Annotated in this window: 11 protein-coding genes; 2 read left to right on the top strand and 9 right to left on the bottom strand. The window is 53.5% G+C overall.

The annotated features are described in order from the left end of the window. Nucleotides 1-15 precede the first annotated feature (15 nt). The 9 genes from B9Q17_RS10905 to B9Q17_RS10865 all read right to left on the bottom strand — a co-directional run bounded on the left by B9Q17_RS10905 (nt 16) and on the right by B9Q17_RS10865 (nt 13,263). Entirely contained in the window at nt 16-1,269 is a 1,254-nt protein-coding gene (locus B9Q17_RS10905; protein WP_154707630.1) for a hypothetical protein, read from the bottom strand. A 50-nt stretch (nt 1,270-1,319) separates the two neighbouring features. Then, nucleotides 1,320-4,793 carry a class I SAM-dependent DNA methyltransferase gene (locus tag B9Q17_RS10900; RefSeq protein ID WP_244177374.1) on the bottom strand — a complete coding sequence of 1,158 codons (3,474 nt, stop codon included), beginning with the start codon at nt 4,791-4,793 and terminating at the stop codon, nt 1,320-1,322. A 186-nt stretch (nt 4,794-4,979) separates the two neighbouring features. After that, nucleotides 4,980-7,187, bottom strand: a complete 2,208-nt coding sequence (locus B9Q17_RS10895; protein ID WP_094625233.1) for a S8 family peptidase — start codon at nt 7,185-7,187, stop codon at nt 4,980-4,982. A 10-nt stretch (nt 7,188-7,197) separates the two neighbouring features. Further along, entirely contained in the window at nt 7,198-8,295 is a 1,098-nt protein-coding gene (locus tag B9Q17_RS10890) for an AAA family ATPase (RefSeq protein WP_244177371.1), read from the bottom strand. A gap of 294 nt (nt 8,296-8,589) precedes the next feature. Next, a complete protein-coding gene (locus B9Q17_RS10885) occupies nt 8,590-9,486 on the bottom strand; it encodes a recombination directionality factor (protein WP_094625231.1) in 897 nt (298 codons plus the stop codon). 60 nt (nt 9,487-9,546) lie between these two features. Further along, a complete protein-coding gene (locus B9Q17_RS10880; RefSeq protein WP_094625230.1) occupies nt 9,547-10,548 on the bottom strand; it encodes a YqaJ viral recombinase family nuclease in 1,002 nt (333 codons plus the stop codon). An 86-nt stretch (nt 10,549-10,634) separates the two neighbouring features. Then, complete coding sequence (locus B9Q17_RS10875) at nt 10,635-11,597, bottom strand: DUF932 domain-containing protein (RefSeq protein WP_094625229.1); 963 nt, start codon at nt 11,595-11,597, stop codon at nt 10,635-10,637. Between the two features lie 4 nt (nt 11,598-11,601). Beyond that, complete coding sequence (locus B9Q17_RS10870) at nt 11,602-11,970, bottom strand: hypothetical protein (protein WP_094625228.1); 369 nt, start codon at nt 11,968-11,970, stop codon at nt 11,602-11,604. Between the two features lie 276 nt (nt 11,971-12,246). Further along, nucleotides 12,247-13,263: an AraC family transcriptional regulator gene (locus B9Q17_RS10865; protein ID WP_072678514.1), complete on the bottom strand. Its 1,017-nt coding sequence runs from the start codon at nt 13,261-13,263 to the stop codon at nt 12,247-12,249. A 120-nt stretch (nt 13,264-13,383) separates the two neighbouring features. Here B9Q17_RS10865 and B9Q17_RS10860 point away from each other — a divergent pair, with 120 nt between their 5' ends. Next, the gene (locus tag B9Q17_RS10860; protein ID WP_072678513.1) at nt 13,384-15,393 is read left to right on the top strand and encodes an alkyl/aryl-sulfatase; all 2,010 of its coding nucleotides are present in this window, start codon (nt 13,384-13,386) and stop codon (nt 15,391-15,393) included. Between the two features lie 17 nt (nt 15,394-15,410). Continuing rightward, entirely contained in the window at nt 15,411-16,805 is a 1,395-nt protein-coding gene (locus tag B9Q17_RS10855; protein ID WP_072678512.1) for a hypothetical protein, read from the top strand. Nucleotides 16,806-16,852: the final 47 nt, after the last annotated feature.

The following is a 16,852-nucleotide window of genomic DNA, read 5'->3' as shown; positions in this document are numbered from 1 at the left end:
TTAATAGGGGAACGCTCAGGCCGCGAGTATCTGCGCGGCCTGAGCTTTATAGCCGGCCCAGTAGACTGGAAAACGCTCAAAAGCTGGTAACGTTTGGCGTAACGCATCATTAAGACCACACGCCTCAAACGTCTTCCACTCATCCAGGATAAAAGCCCCCCAGGTCGCTGCAATCTCCGCTCTCGTAAGGGCCATCGGGACATTCTCATCTTCAGGAATCAGGTTGCGAACAAACTGCTGCAGTTGTTCGGCAGTCGGCCGGGTGCCATTACGCCACTCACGAAGTCTCGACTTTTTATTTCTGCGAATATCTTCCTTACGCTCCTCAACAGTTTGATGAGGAGCTCGCGATTGATGGGCATCTAGGCCATATGGGTTTGGCAATCTGTCAGCAACTTCTACCCACGGCAATTTGCTACCGTCTCTTGTGATGCGTCCTCGCCACGCGTCGAGCAACCGCTCAAATGGCAAAGTCATGGCCTCGCCATCAAACGACGGCACCATGTCGCCAACGAAACTGTTTTCGACCAGCCAAAGTCCATAGTGGTTATCGAGAGTATCGTCTTCTTTGCACGACTGAATAATATCCAATGAGGCGTTACACAGAAGGTGATAGTAGAAGTCGATTCTTATGCGAGCGTACAAGCCCAACAGTAGCCCTGCCTTCTTCCCTCTGGATTGGCCAGTGCTAGATTTAAAATCCGCAGCAGCTTGCAGACCGGTGTCAATGTGGGAGTCGCCCACGAGGGTGGTCTCTCGAAGAAAGGGGCTCAACGTTTTCCACCACAGTTCTTCAATGGCAGATTCAGTAGCACCCTGCTTCTGGATTTCACGTGCAGTCTCGAGAAGTCCCCTTTCTTGCTCGGCGCGGCGTTTCAGAAATTTTTCGGTGAACGTTTCAGGATGATCGGTCTCAAAGAGACGCAGGTGTTCGCCTTTGATCATGCAGAGCCAGGCAAGCCCATTATTACTAAACGAAGTCTCCATCCACGGCGCCAAATAGGAGCTCGTTAAATACTCATACATTTCAGGCGTCGCAATCGACTCCAGTACTTCTTTTATTTTTTCGCCGCTCCTCGGAGTCACCCCTTCTTTGACGGCCTTCCGTACGGTTTTGGGGTCCGGCAACGGCTTATCCAGGCGAACGCCTAGCTCATTGATAATGGCTGCCATTCCGCCCGGTCGGCCCAGATATTCTAGAAACTTGTCTGCCGGAGGGATGAAGGGAAACGCTGTTTCCGGTAGTCCTACTCGGAATCGTTCAGCCATAAAATGTTTGCCACGTGAACTCTTATTTTTCAATCATCCCACAGAACTAGTCACAGTACGTGCCACCTACCAGTCTCGGGCTCGTACTCTGCAACTCCAACGGCAGCCAGTGATTGGAGGCCGTCCTCAACGGATTTTCTGGGCTTCCTTTTGAATAGCTCCGCGAGGCTTTCCGTGGTGTGAGATCTTTCGGCCAAGGCTTCCCGAAGCACCCGGAGCTGATCGGGAATCGCTTTCGGGAATGTAGCTTTGCCTTTGCTGGTAGAAGTTTCTGTTTTTGCAGCGACAGCCTTCGGCGCGATGTCCACTTCTGCCTGCACAGCATCGGGTGCCTGATATTCTGGACGCAGCCATCGAACGATGCCCCGTGACTCTTCCGCAGCCCGTTGCTTATTGAGCTCGACCAGCCGCATCAACAGTTCTTCCTCGGCTTCAGCCTGATCAGCTGATTTGTCAGGAAGAGGCGTAGTGGCTCCTGGGCGCCCTACCAGCTTGTCTGCCAGGTCTGACCATCCATAGGCTTCGAACACGGCGCGATCCAAGTCATCGTGAAGTTCGCGGAGTACCGATACCAGTCCTTGCTGGTGGGTGGTCTTTTCCTTGGCGGTGAGCTCTTCGCCGGCACGGAGTTTTTCCAGGATGTTGTACATACCGGTCAGAGTTAACGAAGCGTGTTCGGCTTGCTGCCTCTTGCGGTGGGTGTCGATGCGCTCGGCGAGGCTGCCGATATTAGCGGCCCGTTCTGTATCGAGAACCGGGAAGGGGAAAGTCTCGAAGCAGCGAGTTTTGTTGTAGCGAGGACGGTCTTCTAGAGTTCCTCCAACAGCAAGCGCCCAGTGGATATGCATGCGGCTTGATAGCATTCCCAATACCGAGGGGTTATCCACAGCGATATTAACCAACATGTTGTCTGGCAGAATATCTGCACTCAGAAAAGTGAAGAGTCGATGCTTCGTGGTCTCAACGGTGGCGATATAGCGCGGTAAACCATCCAACATTTTGCGCAGCTCCTGACGGGGCTTGCCGAATTGCCACCATAGTTTCGCGTACCCAGCGCCGTCTTTCGTATGTGCCTTGGCATCTCGTTCCGGTTTAACTCTTTCCAGCACCCACTGATAGACTGTCGGGAATTGCTCGCGAACATCCCCGGCTTTCAGCCCAAATAGATCGATTACCTTCACACCACGAGGCTTTTGAGTCAGATCTCGACCATTGCGGTAGTCGCGAATCACCTCTTCAAGGCCATTTAACTGGCCCAGCCCCAAGGTTTCAGCTTCCTCTGGCTTCACGATAAAGCCAGCCCCATGTAATTTGACTCCCGGTGAGCTAATACTCCCATTCGATTGAAGTGACTGCGCACTGGCCACATCAGCTCCAATGGTCAGGTCAGCAAACACCTTTCCGGGCCGCTGGCTCAACTGCACCTCGCGAGCTTCACGGTCTTCACTAGCAACTTCTTTGACCACCTGTCGCAATTGCCCTGGCTGATCCCCAGCAACACCAACTGTCATGGCAATCCGCACTGCCGCACCATCATTTCCATCCACCCAGGGGTGATCCGGAACCGCGAACGCCAGTGAAAGCGGCTTCTTGGCGTCGTTCAAATGCGGCTCCAGTACTCGCCGGTTAAAAGTCTGCCGCAAGCTATTGGTGGTAATGAACCCAAACCTCAGAGTTTCGCCGTGCCGCACTTTCTCCGCAGCCTTATGCCACCAATACATCACGAAATCCGCAGAGTCCGGCACAACACCCTTATAAACCTGGCGCACCGCGTCCACGTAGCCATCACCCAATGCCCGGCGCATAGTAGAGGCTCCAATAAACGGCGGGTTTCCCACAATATAATCGGCTTCGGGCCACTGGGCTTTGAGCGGGTTGTGGTAGCGGTACACCGTCGCGCGCCCGGTTTCATCCGGGATCAGTTCATCGGTTGTGGGGCTGACTTTCATACTTATGCCATCCCAGATGGTCACCGGCTCACCGTTTTCATCCAGTTCCGGTTCACGGCTGTCGTATTCAATCAGCGCATCACGGCATTCGATGTTTTTAAAATCCCGCAGGATTGGTTCGGGTAAATCCAGGCGGTCATTCAGGCGGTAATGCCACTGCAGGTAACCAATCCAAAGCACCAGTTCGGCAATCTGGGCAGCACGCGGGTTTATTTCCAGGCCGAGGAATTGGTGGGGGTCTACGGTCAGGCCTTCACTTTCCAGAACGCCCTGGCCCTGGGTGAGCTCGGAGATAAAGCCCAGCACTTCGCCTTCCAGCCGCTTCATGTGTTCCAGAGCCACATACAGGAAGTTGGCGCTGCCACAGGCTGGGTCCAGTATGCGAGTTTCGCAAAGTTGGTAATGGAAGGCCTGAACTTGCTGCAACGCTTTGTCGGTTTTCCCCTGGCGCAACAAAGTCTCAGCAGCACCGCGAATGTCACCCCATTGTTCACGCAGGGGGTCAATCAGCGTAGGCATGACCAGGCGTTCGACATAGGCCCGAGGCGTGTAATGAGCGCCCAGTTTATGGCGCTCACGGGGATCAAGTGCCCGCTCCAGCAAGGTGCCGAAGATAGCCGGTTCCACAAAGCGCCAGTCTGCTGCAGCAGCATCGATCAACAGCTGGATTTGCTGAATGTTCAACGGAATGGGATCGATGTCTTTGAACAAGCCACCGTTGAAACGCTTGATGGTTTGCATCAGCCGTTCACTGTAACCACCCGTGTTCATGGTTTCCCAGAGTGCCTTCAGGGCGTGAGGGAAGGCTTCAGGGTTCCGGTCTTTTACATCGACAAGCAGGTCATGAAAAGCTTCGCGGGGCAGAAGCTCCACATCTTCAGCAAACATGGTGAAAAGGCACCGCTTCAAAAAGCTGGCCACCCGCTCCACATCGTAGCCGCTGTGTTCCAGCGATTTTGCCAGTTCTGCCAGCTTGGTACTGACCTCTCTGGTAACCCTTGCAGCGTGTTTACTCGGATCAAGCTGATCCGGTTCCAGCCACAGTTGGCGAAGACGATGCTGAACTTCCGGTTGGTGGAGATCTTCTAACCGGATTTCATAATGCCGTGGGTCGGGGAATGGAACGTAGTTCCCGCCTGTCCGGGTAAACTCTGAATAGGTGTAGATGGCGTTTCCGACATCCACGATCACTATAAATGGTGGTCGTCCATGCTCTACTTCATCTTGCGGCAACCCCCGAACATAGCGCTCTGCCTGGGCAACTGCTGCGTTGATGGCGTTCTGGTGACTTTGGGAAGCCACTTCCTTGCCAGTCTGCTTACCTTCCAATACGAAGCAATCCCGGCGATAAAGGTCGATATATCGGTTGTCGGTATTGCCATCAACACGCGGAGACGCGATGAACCGCTCAAAAACGTAGGCGTTTTGCCTGGTATCGCCTTCGCCTGGGTCTGGGTGGGGTAAATTCAGGAGGGTGCACAGGTCGCGCATGAAAGACTGAAAGTTCGCGCGCTCACTGCCCGAGTTGCCATTCCAGCGTTTAAGAAATTCACTTACAGCGGAAGGGGTTGCCACAGCTTCCAAGCTAACTACTCCTTAGTCCAGCATCTTTTCGAGCAATCATACCTTTTTTGGAGCCGTTTTAGCGAAGCGTTTAGAGAGCCAAGGACCACACTAAAGGTGGCTATCAGCTCCGTTTTGACGATCTAAGAGGCTAGCGGCGCCCAGCCGAAAACAGCTGAGCACGCAGAACAAGAAACACTAAACCTTGACCTCAATATCAGTTGTTATTCTTGGCTGGATCTCGGAAAGCACTTCCGAGTATGCATCGAGTATGTCTGAAAATATTTCTGCTTGCTTAGGCGCTTCCAAGGTAACAACAAATGCATATTTTATGATATCCGCGCGCTTTCCATTGATATCAGCCCCGGAATTTCTCGCCATGTAATGAAGCTCAAAAGCCGGTTCATCGAGAGCACTACCAAACTTGTTTTTTTCCGCATGCAATACCGTCTCCCACTTCGCTGCATCTCTCCGCAGCTCTGCTTCAGTCGCTTTTTTCACTTGCTGAAAAAAGCCCTCCGACTGCTTTCCTTTTTTCGGCTTCCAACCAATTTCAACTCCAGCCTTGGTGTACATCGAAGTGTCTTGCGGATCGACCTGAGTTGAAAAGCAGCATGTTGCTTTGATTTTTACCTTTCCGGTAATGCCATTTTTCGGCAAAGGAATAGGTACCCTTAAATACTTGCCAGGAGACAACTCTCCCTGATAAACAATCTTCGCTACGCCATCCGGCGACTGCACAAGATCGTCAACATCGAGCGTGACCTTACCCCAACCGGTGCAAGGCTGCCCCTCACCGTTCTGTTGGGCCGAGTTAATCAAAAGGGCTTTGATAGCAAGAGCCGTAATTTCATTACCCATAATGGCGCGAATACCCACAGCCTTTCGAAGCAGATATGGAGCAGAAAAGCTTGTACCTCCCTGCGGGACAAGCTCTGGATTAAAGCCGCCATTTAAAACATGAAAATACTGATGGTGGGATCCGCCGAATGCCAGCAGGTCAGGCTTCACTCTTCCAGGCGCCCTACCAGGCCCAACGGCGCTATACGTCGCTCTCTGCCAATCAGAATTCGTACGGTCTGAAGCACCCACGGCTATGGCATTCACGCTATCTGAAGGGATCTGAACTCTATTAAGTCCCAACGACTCATCCCCTTCGCCGTTGTTGCCTGCGGCTATCGTCAGGAACGTCTCACCATCCGCTAAATACGAGTCGATTAGCGAGGTCCAAGGATGCACCTCATCATCATCTATTGATAACGCCGGACCGAGACTTAAGTTGATGAAATCATATTGCCGGGAAATTAGAACATCCTCGATATGCGTCAATGTTCGATAAAGCTCTAAAGGGTCTTCTGTATTGGTCCCGGCGTCCAAAACCCGATAGTGGTCGACGAAAGAATATGGGCGTGGAGCCTCAGCATCATGAGGCAAAGGCCCAAACAAGAACGCGGATGTCACACCTAACCCGTGGTCTGGGCCATCTGGGTAGTCCATCGACAATGGGTCTGACAACTTGTAGTCAGTCAGCCACGGACTTATCGCGTGATTGGAAGGAAGCCCACCATCAAGAATGGCAACTCTTATATCAGAAGCTAAAGGTGGAGCTGAAGGGAGTCTTGCCTTAGATGAACCAGGCAGAGTTCGAACCAGAGGCCTAAAAGATCGGAGCGGAGCTATCGGCCTTACCACTCGAACAAAAGAATGGTTAGCAATCATCAGCGCTTTCTCCGGCGCTCCAACAACGGGCACAAACCACAGATTCGAAACCTCAATAGACAAATCGTCCCTTACCTCGAATTCCAGGCTACGCGCATAGTCGAGGAACGACCGTTTGATAAAATCGGAAGTGCCGCCCGGTATAAATTGCACTGCGACCTCAAAATACCCCGCCTCAGAAGCCTGATTTTCCTTAAGCTTTGACGCTGCCGAAACTATTTCAAAGCTCCAGATCTTCATCAGATCATCAGCAATATACGAGTCTCTTGAAATACCTGAGAGCTTTTGCTCAAGATCTTTGAAGTTATCGCGCTTTCCTGCAACGAAAAGACTTGTTGACGGCGACCTTTCAGGCTTCCCTTTTCTCATCCATTTATCAGGCTTTACCTCGGTAGCTTTGCTACCGATTGATCGCACCCCTGCATCGCGAAGAAGCTGCTTTGGAAAATGACCTTTAGCAATAAACGATGGATGCAAAGTCATCTTGGCGACGGCGAAACCTCGAGGACAGAGAGTGCTATCAAGCTCTGCGAGCTCCTCATTTACCCGCCTTAGTTGAGGCTTTAATCTATTTACAACCTCATTAATTGTGTACAGCTCTCGGCTTTGAGGATCGATTTTGGGAGGCGGCGTGATCTGCGTTAGCTCTTCAGCTTTCCCTATGAGGTAATTTGTTTTCTTAGCCATCACGTCCTCCTCATGATTGGATTTCGGCTATTTTTTTTCGGATAGTATCCCTACTCACACCGAGCAACTTTGCAGCTCTTTGTTTCGGAAACGAAAACTCTCTGACCAATTTAACAGCAAAAGAGATTCTTTCCTGGCGCGACAGGCCTTCTGCGTCAGGAATTAAGTAGTTAACAACAGCGCTCTCGAATCCTTCTGGATCAATATGTTTATGTTTCCGGAGTTTATTGATCGTCCGTTTAATATTGCTATAAGACTCCCCTCTCTGGCTATCAACCAAGAAATCAAGCACATGCGAAAATTCATGTGCGTCGCTGCCTAAGAACTCGGTTATCGCCTTTCTCACGTTATCGTCGCTCGGAAGAGTAAACGTGACATCCATGTCGAACCGGCGCCAAAGCGCAGGATCTACAAGTTCAGGATGGTTAGTTGCAGCAATGAGCAGCCCTTTGTGAGGCCAATCCTCTATTTCCTGAAGCAGGATATTGACCAAGCGCTTCAGCTCGCCAACATCTGACTCGTCACTTCTTCTCTTCGCAATTGCATCTATTTCGTCAAGAAAAAGGACGCAAGGATGACTTCTGGCAAAATCCAAAACGGACCTTAAGTTACTTCCAGATTTTCCCAGCAAACTACTCATTACCGCAGTGAGATCCAAAACATAGAGCGGCAAAGCAAGCTCACGTGCCAACCAGCTGGCAGACATGCTCTTGCCAACGCCTGGCGGGCCTTGAAAAATGACAGAACTTGTAGGCTTGAGCCCCTTCTCCTCCAGTTTCTCTGAACAACGTCGTTCTAAAAGGATTTGCTGCAGTTGACCCTCTAGAGCCTGATCCATTAGCAGATCCTGGTCTGCCGAAACGCTGACTTCGCGAAGCAACGACGGCTCTTCTTTTACGGACAAACTGGGCTCTTGTTGCTGGTTCCTACGCAGCACTCCATTTGACCTTGAAGGCTGAGCCTTTAAAAGCCCCTCCAACTGAGCTGCGTACTCCGGATCTTCTTTACGCGCCTTACGCACAAGCTTTGCGAGGTACAGCCTTAGGTCGGAATGCTTTCCTTCCAACGCAAGTCGCGCGACGTCTAGCATTTCAGGTGATCGTTTCACGCTTCGCCCCATTTAGTGACTAGTTATAAAATCAGCCTCCAATTCTAGCCATCGATCCCTCAAAAGTACACAACAACAATAGGATTAAGGAAACTTAAAAATGACTACTTTTTCAGCAGGTATATTTTTTAGCCATCGATTTCACCAACCAAGGAGCTTATAGGCGCTTACGCAGAGGAAGCCCAGCCCAAGGACAGGGCATCACGAGCTCCAGAAAGTGGAGAGTCAGCGCCACACCAAAAAATAAATCATTTAATTTAGGCGGGTGGCCCTTTAGGGGCCACCCGCCTATATCTAACCTGGAGTCGATCTGGCAGAACCACCACCTTTCCTCAGCTGTAACAAAACGGAGGAATCATCAATCGATCTCTCGTTATCTATCCCTGCAACATTTGGATAAAACTCCTCCACAACTTCCGTCATCTCATCCTCATCATACTCAAACAACGCATTCCCAAACCCCTTGGCCGCCGCCGCATCCAGCGCGGCCTGGTCAATACCCTCCTCTGCCACCTTATTGGCTGTTTCTTTTGCCTCCGCCACCGCTTCCTGCAATGACAGCCCTTCCTTGATCACCAAATCCACATAGAAAATGGGCGTTCGATGGCTCTGTGTCGTGCTTTTGCCCCGTAGCTTCAGCTCCAACGGCATGTACGCCAGTAAACCGCCGGACACCGCCTGGTAATAGCTCAGTCGGGCCGCAAGCGTCCGGATGCTGTTGTAACCCGTCGTGCGGAAGATGAAGGTGCCGAGATCGTCGTCGTTACCGATCTTCACGTTCAGACGGCCGTAGGGCTTGCACAGCCCTCCTTTGCCGAACTCGCACAGCGTTGGCCCAGGGCACGGCAAGGACTGGACACCGGATTGCGTCAGGCGCTTACAGGTATCGCCGTTTCCGACACACATGGGCCGACCACTTTTGCGGTCGAACATGGTGTATTCCGCACGCAGGTTGAGGTCCGCCTCGTTGAACAGCATGCGTACCGGAATGGTCCGCAGCTTGCTGTTGGGCGCGTCCTTTCTCAGCTCCTCATCCAGTGGGTGCAGCACCCAGCCATCCTTTTCCTGGATCTGGGAGGTGATGGTGAATTGATTGTCTTTTTGTGGCAGCCGAATGCCGTTCTTCTCAACAACCCGACCGATACTGATGCGCCCCAACACGGGAGGCGTGATGGCTAACCCTTTAATCACGGTGATTCTCCTGAAAAAAGGCCACGGGGCGCTCGTTACACCCGCGTGGCCAAGGGGACATTAGGCATGGATCAGAAACCGGCGACTGCCTGGTTTGGTGAGGGGATACTGCTCCAGCAATTCCGGCTGGTCTTTCAATAGCTTCTTAACGTTGACCCCCACCGAATCCTTGCTCCGTTTCCAGCTCACACTGCCACCCGGGAACGTGGCCTTGGAGGCTTCGCCCATGTGGCTTTGAATACGCTGCTTCAGATGGGATTCAGTGGACTTGAGGGCTTCCATTTCTGAGCGAATCGCCAGCAGTTCGCTGAAAGCATCGGACAGCTCCTTGCTCTCACTGAAGTCCAGGGTCTCGCCTTGGTCTTCAGGATAGAGATGGCGCAGCGCACGTTCTGCCGACGCCGTGCCATCCACCGGGGGTGGCGTATCCGTTTCCACGTAATCCCAGAACTGGCGTTCCAGTGTGATCAACGCTTCGATTAGCTCTTCGTTTCGCTCGATTCGGAAGATCTTGAGTGACTGGCCACACAGCAACACACAGACATCCGCAGCCTGCTTGCCCGTGACTGCCAGCTGGTGCTGAACTTGGCACTGGATGTAGTCGGGCACACCGCCTTTCCAGAGACGTGCCCCAAACTCACCAGCGGTTTTGCATTCCAGAACTTGCACTTCGTCATCAGCCACCACGGAATAATCCAGGTTGGCCAACATCCAGTGCTTGTCTGGATCAGGATGCTGCAGTACCGCATTCACTCGCCGGACCTTGCGGCCTGTTTGTCGGCTGTACTGCTCAGCCACAATGGGTTCCAGGATATGCCCCCAGTAAACCGGTGATTCCGGATCATCCGAGTCCGGCTTTGGCATACCGGCATCTCGACCGGTTTTGACCATCCAGAGCTCCAGTTGAGACTGGTATGGGTTCATGCCCACCGCTGCCGCAGCATCACTGCTGCCAATGCCTTGTTTACGGACCTTCAGCCATTCGTCACGGCTGAGGCCTTTGGTTGAAACCAGCCGCAGTGCTGGCCGTTGCTTCTGAATGACGTTTGCGCTCATGCCCATGGTGTTTTCCTCCAGACATAAAAAAGCCCACCAGAGCACGAGGCTCCGGTGGGCTTTATGGCGGTTTTAGAGTTTTGAGATAAAAGTCAGGCCACAAGTGACATGGCCTGCTCGAGTGCGCGGTTTTTGATGGAAGCACCATTACCAAACCAGGCGGAATCAAGCCGGTGGTCAACAGTTTTGGCGCGGCGTTGATGGTCAATGAACTCGGTGACCGCGTTCAGCAAGCCATAGGCGGTGCCATCCGACGATGCCAGTGTGGCGCCCATGCCCTCCCCTTCATACAAGGACAGGGCCTTGGCCATGGACCGTTCGTTGGTTTTGCCAACGCCGGTACCGGAATCGTCCGTGAACACCTTCAAGAAGTAATTCCTGGCCTCAGTGGTTTTCACTTTCCGATCGCTCAAGGTTTTCAGGCGATACATGAAATCGTCCCACGCACTGACTGAAATGCCGAGTTGCTTCTTCACCAGGTCCGCATCGAACGCCGTGTTGTGCTTCACCTTCACGGCATTGGCTGTGGAATCCTTCAAGGCCACAGCCAGGGTGTTGTTACACACCACCCGAATACTGGTGAATTGAGCCGTCGTGGCCATAGTGCCATCACAGGCCGTGGCCAACAGTATGTAGGCGTTGGTTTGATCATTGCCCTTCAGCACACCGGATTGGCCGGTGCGAGCCAGCGCCCACATTTTCCGGCCGCCTTTCAGCACACCGGCTGTTTCCAGCTCAAAGCCGGAAACTTCGGTCAGATCCCGATAGAACTCCAGGATCTCTTCGGGCTGAACCACCTTGAAGCGGTTGCCGACGACCGACAGCGGCGCTTTGGTATCTGAGCGATACAGCACCTTGGAATCCGGGTAGGACAAGATCTCACCCAGCGGGCTTCCGGCATTAGTCACGTAGCGAACGGGGCTTTCCTGGATCTGCCAGTCGAGGCCAGCCTGCCTGGCCCAAACTTCTAGTGGTTGGTTGGAGGTGAGTTCATTCCCCAGACCATGCCAAGGGGTTTGGCCAACGTAGGCCATTTGCTCGATCAGATGAGCCATGGGGTTACTCCTTAGGGAATTTTGAGGTGGGGTTATCGGTGGTCTCGTCTTCCGGGTCAGGTTCGATGCTGAACGAATGACCACACTCCAGGCAGCGGTAATTATCAAGCACGACTTCATCGAGCACATCGCCCAGGATGATGCCAGCGGAGACACCGGTGACACCGCCCAGCAAACCGCCGATCACCGCACCACCGATACCACTCACCGGGCCAGCCATCGCTCCAACGACAGCACCTGTTCGAGCACCTGCAATTGCGGAGGCGTAGCCGCCATACACGCCAGCGGCAGCACCGACCACGCCAGCCGCCTTTTTTCCGTAGTTGTTCCTGCCAATCCGGGTGGACAGGCATCTGGGGCATTGTTCGGACATTGGAATTACCTCTGTGAATTGGGAGGGAAGGCACCGTTGGTGCCTTGGTTCACAGAGGTGATATAGGTTTGAGATTAGTTCGAATAACGATGCCTGGCAGGGCCGCACCGAGGCGGATGAACTGATGATCCTGAACCTGGGACACCACTCCAGACCGCGCCCATTGTATTGCCCTGGTGGCCACATTGGTCGCAAAGCGAACATTGAGATTTGGGGTTGACGCTGAAACACAGTGGGGCCCGACGGATTCTACCCCGTTAATACTGATACATCCTTTTATCGGGGTGCTATGCGATAAGCCGAGGGCGTCTTTCCGGTCCATCGCTTGAAGGCTTTCGTGAAATTGCTCTGGTCGGAAAAACCCAGCAAATAACAGATATCCGTCAGTGACAGTTCTGGGCGGCTCAGCAGTTCCTCAGCCATTTCACGCTTCGATTTTTCCAGAAGCTCGCGGAAACTGTAGCCCTCCTTTTCCAGTGCCCTCTGCAGCCGGCGGGCGCTCATGCCCAGCCGGCGGGCGACTGTGCCCTGATCCACGTTCCCGTCAATCGTGCCTTCAAGGAGCAGCTTCTGAACCTGGCCGGTGATGGAAAGCGAGTCTGTGCGCTCAAGGTACTCCTTCATCCAGCGGTCCATATTCTGAACCAGCTCCGGATTTGACTGGTAGCAAGGCAAGCGCAGCACCTGCTCATCGACGACAAACTTGCAGACCGGTGCATTGAAAAAAACCGGCGCCTCAAAAAAAGCCTCAAATTGCGCCCTGAGCCCAGACTTATCGTGACTGAAATGAACCTCGCGAGGGCGGAATTTGTCGTCGGTAATCTGTTTCAGAATGCGGCTGCCACAGGCCATGAAGGCCTCAAGGGCTTCGCCCGCCACCGGCATCTGCAGGTGGAAAACCACCTCCAGTGAGTTGTTCTTGCGGGGAATGGTTTCTAGATGGGCGGCACTACTGGCAACGCCGCTGTAACGGCACATTCGTTCGATGGCCTCACCCGTCGTATCGCTGAACATCATGGCCAGGCTGAGCCCGCTGAACATATCGGCGCGCGCAAGATCCGCAAGACGGAGAGTAAACAATGGGTCGGCGCTGTCGCGCGCAGCCAGCTCCCACAACTGGGTCATGTGAGCGACCTTGATCCGGCCATTGGGATTTTCAAGATCGCTGCTACGTATACCTGCTTCGCAAAGCAGTTTATCGGTATCAAGCCCTTTCAGCTTAAAACCGGCAAGGATGAAACGTGCCCAACTGGCAATCGTGGAAAAGTCTGCGACGGGTCGAGTTTTTGTCACTGTCGTAATTTCACCAAAGATTGGCGGCGTTCAACCAGCTTTAGCTGGTTGCGCCCTTATATCATTTTCAGTTTGTCATAGAACGATAACACGACCAACGTGACCGGAGCGCATTGAATCATGGAAAAGGTATCGGCTCGAAGCGGATTGTCCGCATTATTTGTCGGTTTATTCGCAGCAACACTTGGAGCCTGCAGTGGTGAGACAGGCAGGGAGCTCAGCGAGCACTCCCAAGGCTTCACTGCGGCCTCCACTTACACAGCCTCGAGCAATCAAAAGGCAATAGAAAGCTTGCCCCAACGCGACACCACCGACCATGAAGCCGCAAATCGTGGCTTCATCGGTACCTTCGAAGGTGAGAAAGCCATCATCAGGAATAAGCAGGGCGACCTAATCTGGGACCTCAACGAGTACACCTTCATTGACGGCGCATCACCGGACAGCACGCACCCTGGTCTCTGGCGCCAAGCCGGCCTGAATAATCTTCACGGTCTTTTTGAGGTTACCGACCGCATTTTCCAGGTCCGCGGGTTCGATCTGGCCAATATGACCATCATCCAGGGCGACACCGGACTGATCATCGTCGACCCTCTGACCTCAGAGGAAACCGCTGAGGCCGCACTCGCGCTGGTTCGGGAACACCTCGGCGATGTACCAGTGGTTGCCGTGATTTTCACTCACAGCCACATCGATCACTTCGCCGGTGCCTGGGGTGTTATCAACCGCGACGATTACGATGCCGGCAAGGTTCGCGTGATTGCCCCGATTGGCTTCATGGACGAGGCAACCAGTGAAAATATCATTGCTGGAACGGCCATGGCGCGGCGAGCTTCGTTTATGTATGGCCGCCGACTGGCGAAGGGTCCCCATGGCCATGTGGGCTCGGGGTTGGGGAAGTCACCTGCTTACGGCACCTTTGGCATTGCCACACCCACCGAAATTATCGACACCACCGGGCAGCGCCTGAACATCGACGGGCTGGATTTTGTTTTCCAGAATGCGCCCGGCTCTGAGGCACCGGCAGAGCTGACCTTCGGAATACCCGAACTGGCCGCATACTGCGGTGCCGAAATCGCAACCCGGACTATGCACAATCTGTACACGCTGCGTGGAACGAAAGTCCGGGATGCGCTCAAGTGGAGTGCCTACATCGACGAGATCATCGATCTTTCCGCCGACAGCGACGTCTACTTTGCCAGTCATCACTGGCCTGTGTGGGGGCGCACCGAAATCGTTGACTACCTGGAGCTGCACCGCGACACCTACAAGTTTATCCATGACCAGACGGTAAGGCTGCTCAATAACGGATTCACCTCCAGGGAGATCGCCGAACGGTTGCAACTGCCGCCAGAACTGGCTCAGACATTCTCCAACCGAGGCTACTACGGTACGCTGAAACACAACAGCAAGGCGGTCTATCAGTATTACATGGGCTGGTACGACGCCAACCCCGCGAACCTGGATCCGCTGCCGCCAGAGAAGGCCGCCAGCCGGTATGTCGCTCTTGCCGGTGGCGCTGATGCCCTGCTGGAAAAAGCGCGTGCCGCGTTTGACGAGGGTAGCTATCGCTGGACCGCAGAAATTCTGAACCATCTGGTCTTCGATGAGCCAGACAACGAATCGGCCAAAACCTTACTCGCCGAAACCTACGATCAGATGGGGTATCAGGCCGAATCGGGACCCTGGCGAGACGTCTATCTCAGCGGTGCCTACGAATTGCGCCATGGCGCACCCGAAGAACCACTGATGGATATGTCCACCCTACTCGGGATTCTTCAGCAAACACCGGTCGAAAAGTTCTTTCAGACTATGTCGGTGCGCCTGAATGCGGAGGATGCCGAAGGCGTGGAGCGACGCATTGCCATTGTGTTTACCGACCTCAATGAATCCTATCTGCTGACGGTTAAGAATTCCGTCCTGCATGTCCACAAAGATGCCAGCCTCGACCACGCCGAATCAACGCTGAGAGTCACTCGGGAGCTGTTCACCCGTCTGCTGATTGGAGAAGTCGGCGTGACCGAAATGCTGACATCCGACGCCCTGGAACTGGAAGGCAGCACGATTCAACTGGTGCGGTTCCTGTCGCTGTTCGAGACACCGAACAGTGAATTCAACATCGTAGTACCCTAAAGCAAAAGGACCATGAAATGACCATGAAAACAATGAAAAACAGGTTTCCCGCCAGGAGTCTGCTTCTGGTTGCGGGTACAGCAGCCCTGATGATGGGTTGCAACGGCTCTAGCAGTTCTGACACGACCATGGTGTCTGATACCACGGCGTTTTCAGCACCGCCCAGTGATTGTCTGTGGGTTGGGCCTTACGTCAAAGAGAACGAGGGTTTCAACTTCGCCTACCCGGATAGCGGCGCCATCTATTGGTCTGCCGCCTATACGCTTCCGGAGGACGGTGCCTACATCACCCTGGAAGCAGATTTCCCTTACTCCCGATACATGTCCTTCAACAGCTACCGGGCCAACACAACACCGGCGCAATCGTTGACAGACAAAAACATCATTGCCGAAGCCGGCTCTATCAATCCTTTTATTGATGGCGCGGTTCGCACCGATCCGTCCCGCCGTTATCTGGTCACGGTCAAACCCGGTGACCCAAACGACCCGGCAAACCCGTCTGAAGACAACACGTTGTATGACGCAACCAGCGCGGCGGGCGAGGAAGCGGTACTGATTTACCGCAACTACGTGCCCAACATCGGTGCCGATTGGACCGGCGATGTGGGGCTGCCAAGAGTGACGCTACACCTGGCCGACGGTAGCACTCTTCAGGGCGAAGAAGCCTGTGCTGCCATGTCTGCCGGCACTGACCCGCTTGGCATTCCATTTGTGCCAGCGGACACTTATGAAACCTTGCGCGCCAATTTCGAGCCGGCCCGTGAAACCCCGGCGTTCAGGGCCAGCTATGGAACGGCGTTTTTGTTTCAATGCGACTTTCAGGGCAACTGTAAAAACAACCCCCCACGGAACACCGCCTTTTACGCCAACGCAGATAACCAGTACCTTTACTCGTTCCTGAACCAAGATTTCGGGGACGTGGTCGTTATCAGGGGGAAAATTCCTGAAATCCCAGAAACGCTGAACGATCAGGAATTTTTCAACGAAAACGACCTGCGCTACTGGTCACTTTGCCAGAACGAATACTACTCCCAGGCGGTGAAAGAATGCCTGTATGACGAGCAAATCTTCATCAACCCTGACGGTTTTTACACCATCGTGACCAGCGAGCCCGAGAATCGCCCCGAAAATGCCGATTCTGACTGCGGGGTTGGCTATCTGCCCTGGCCCAACAAAGGCGACGGTTTCAGCATTGTTGACGGAAAAACCGACGACCCTGATTCCGCGTTTCTGATTGTGCGCAATATGCTGCCAGCTGATGATTTTAACCAGGCAATCCAGAACACTATGACCGCTGGCGATGAAGCGTCAGTATTGGGTGACTTTATGCCAAAAGCGACCTACATGAGCAAGGCTGAGTTTGAAGACTTGGGCTGTGCGCCCTATACGTCATTGGCCTACGACCAACTGTAGACATGAAACCCTGGCCACATCAAAAATGTGGTCAGGGTGGTTTGTAG

This window comes from Marinobacter vinifirmus (assembly GCF_002258215.1).
GTDB classification, from domain to species: Bacteria; Pseudomonadota; Gammaproteobacteria; order Pseudomonadales; family Oleiphilaceae; genus Marinobacter; species Marinobacter vinifirmus.
This window is presented reverse-complemented; position numbering and strand designations above follow the sequence as displayed.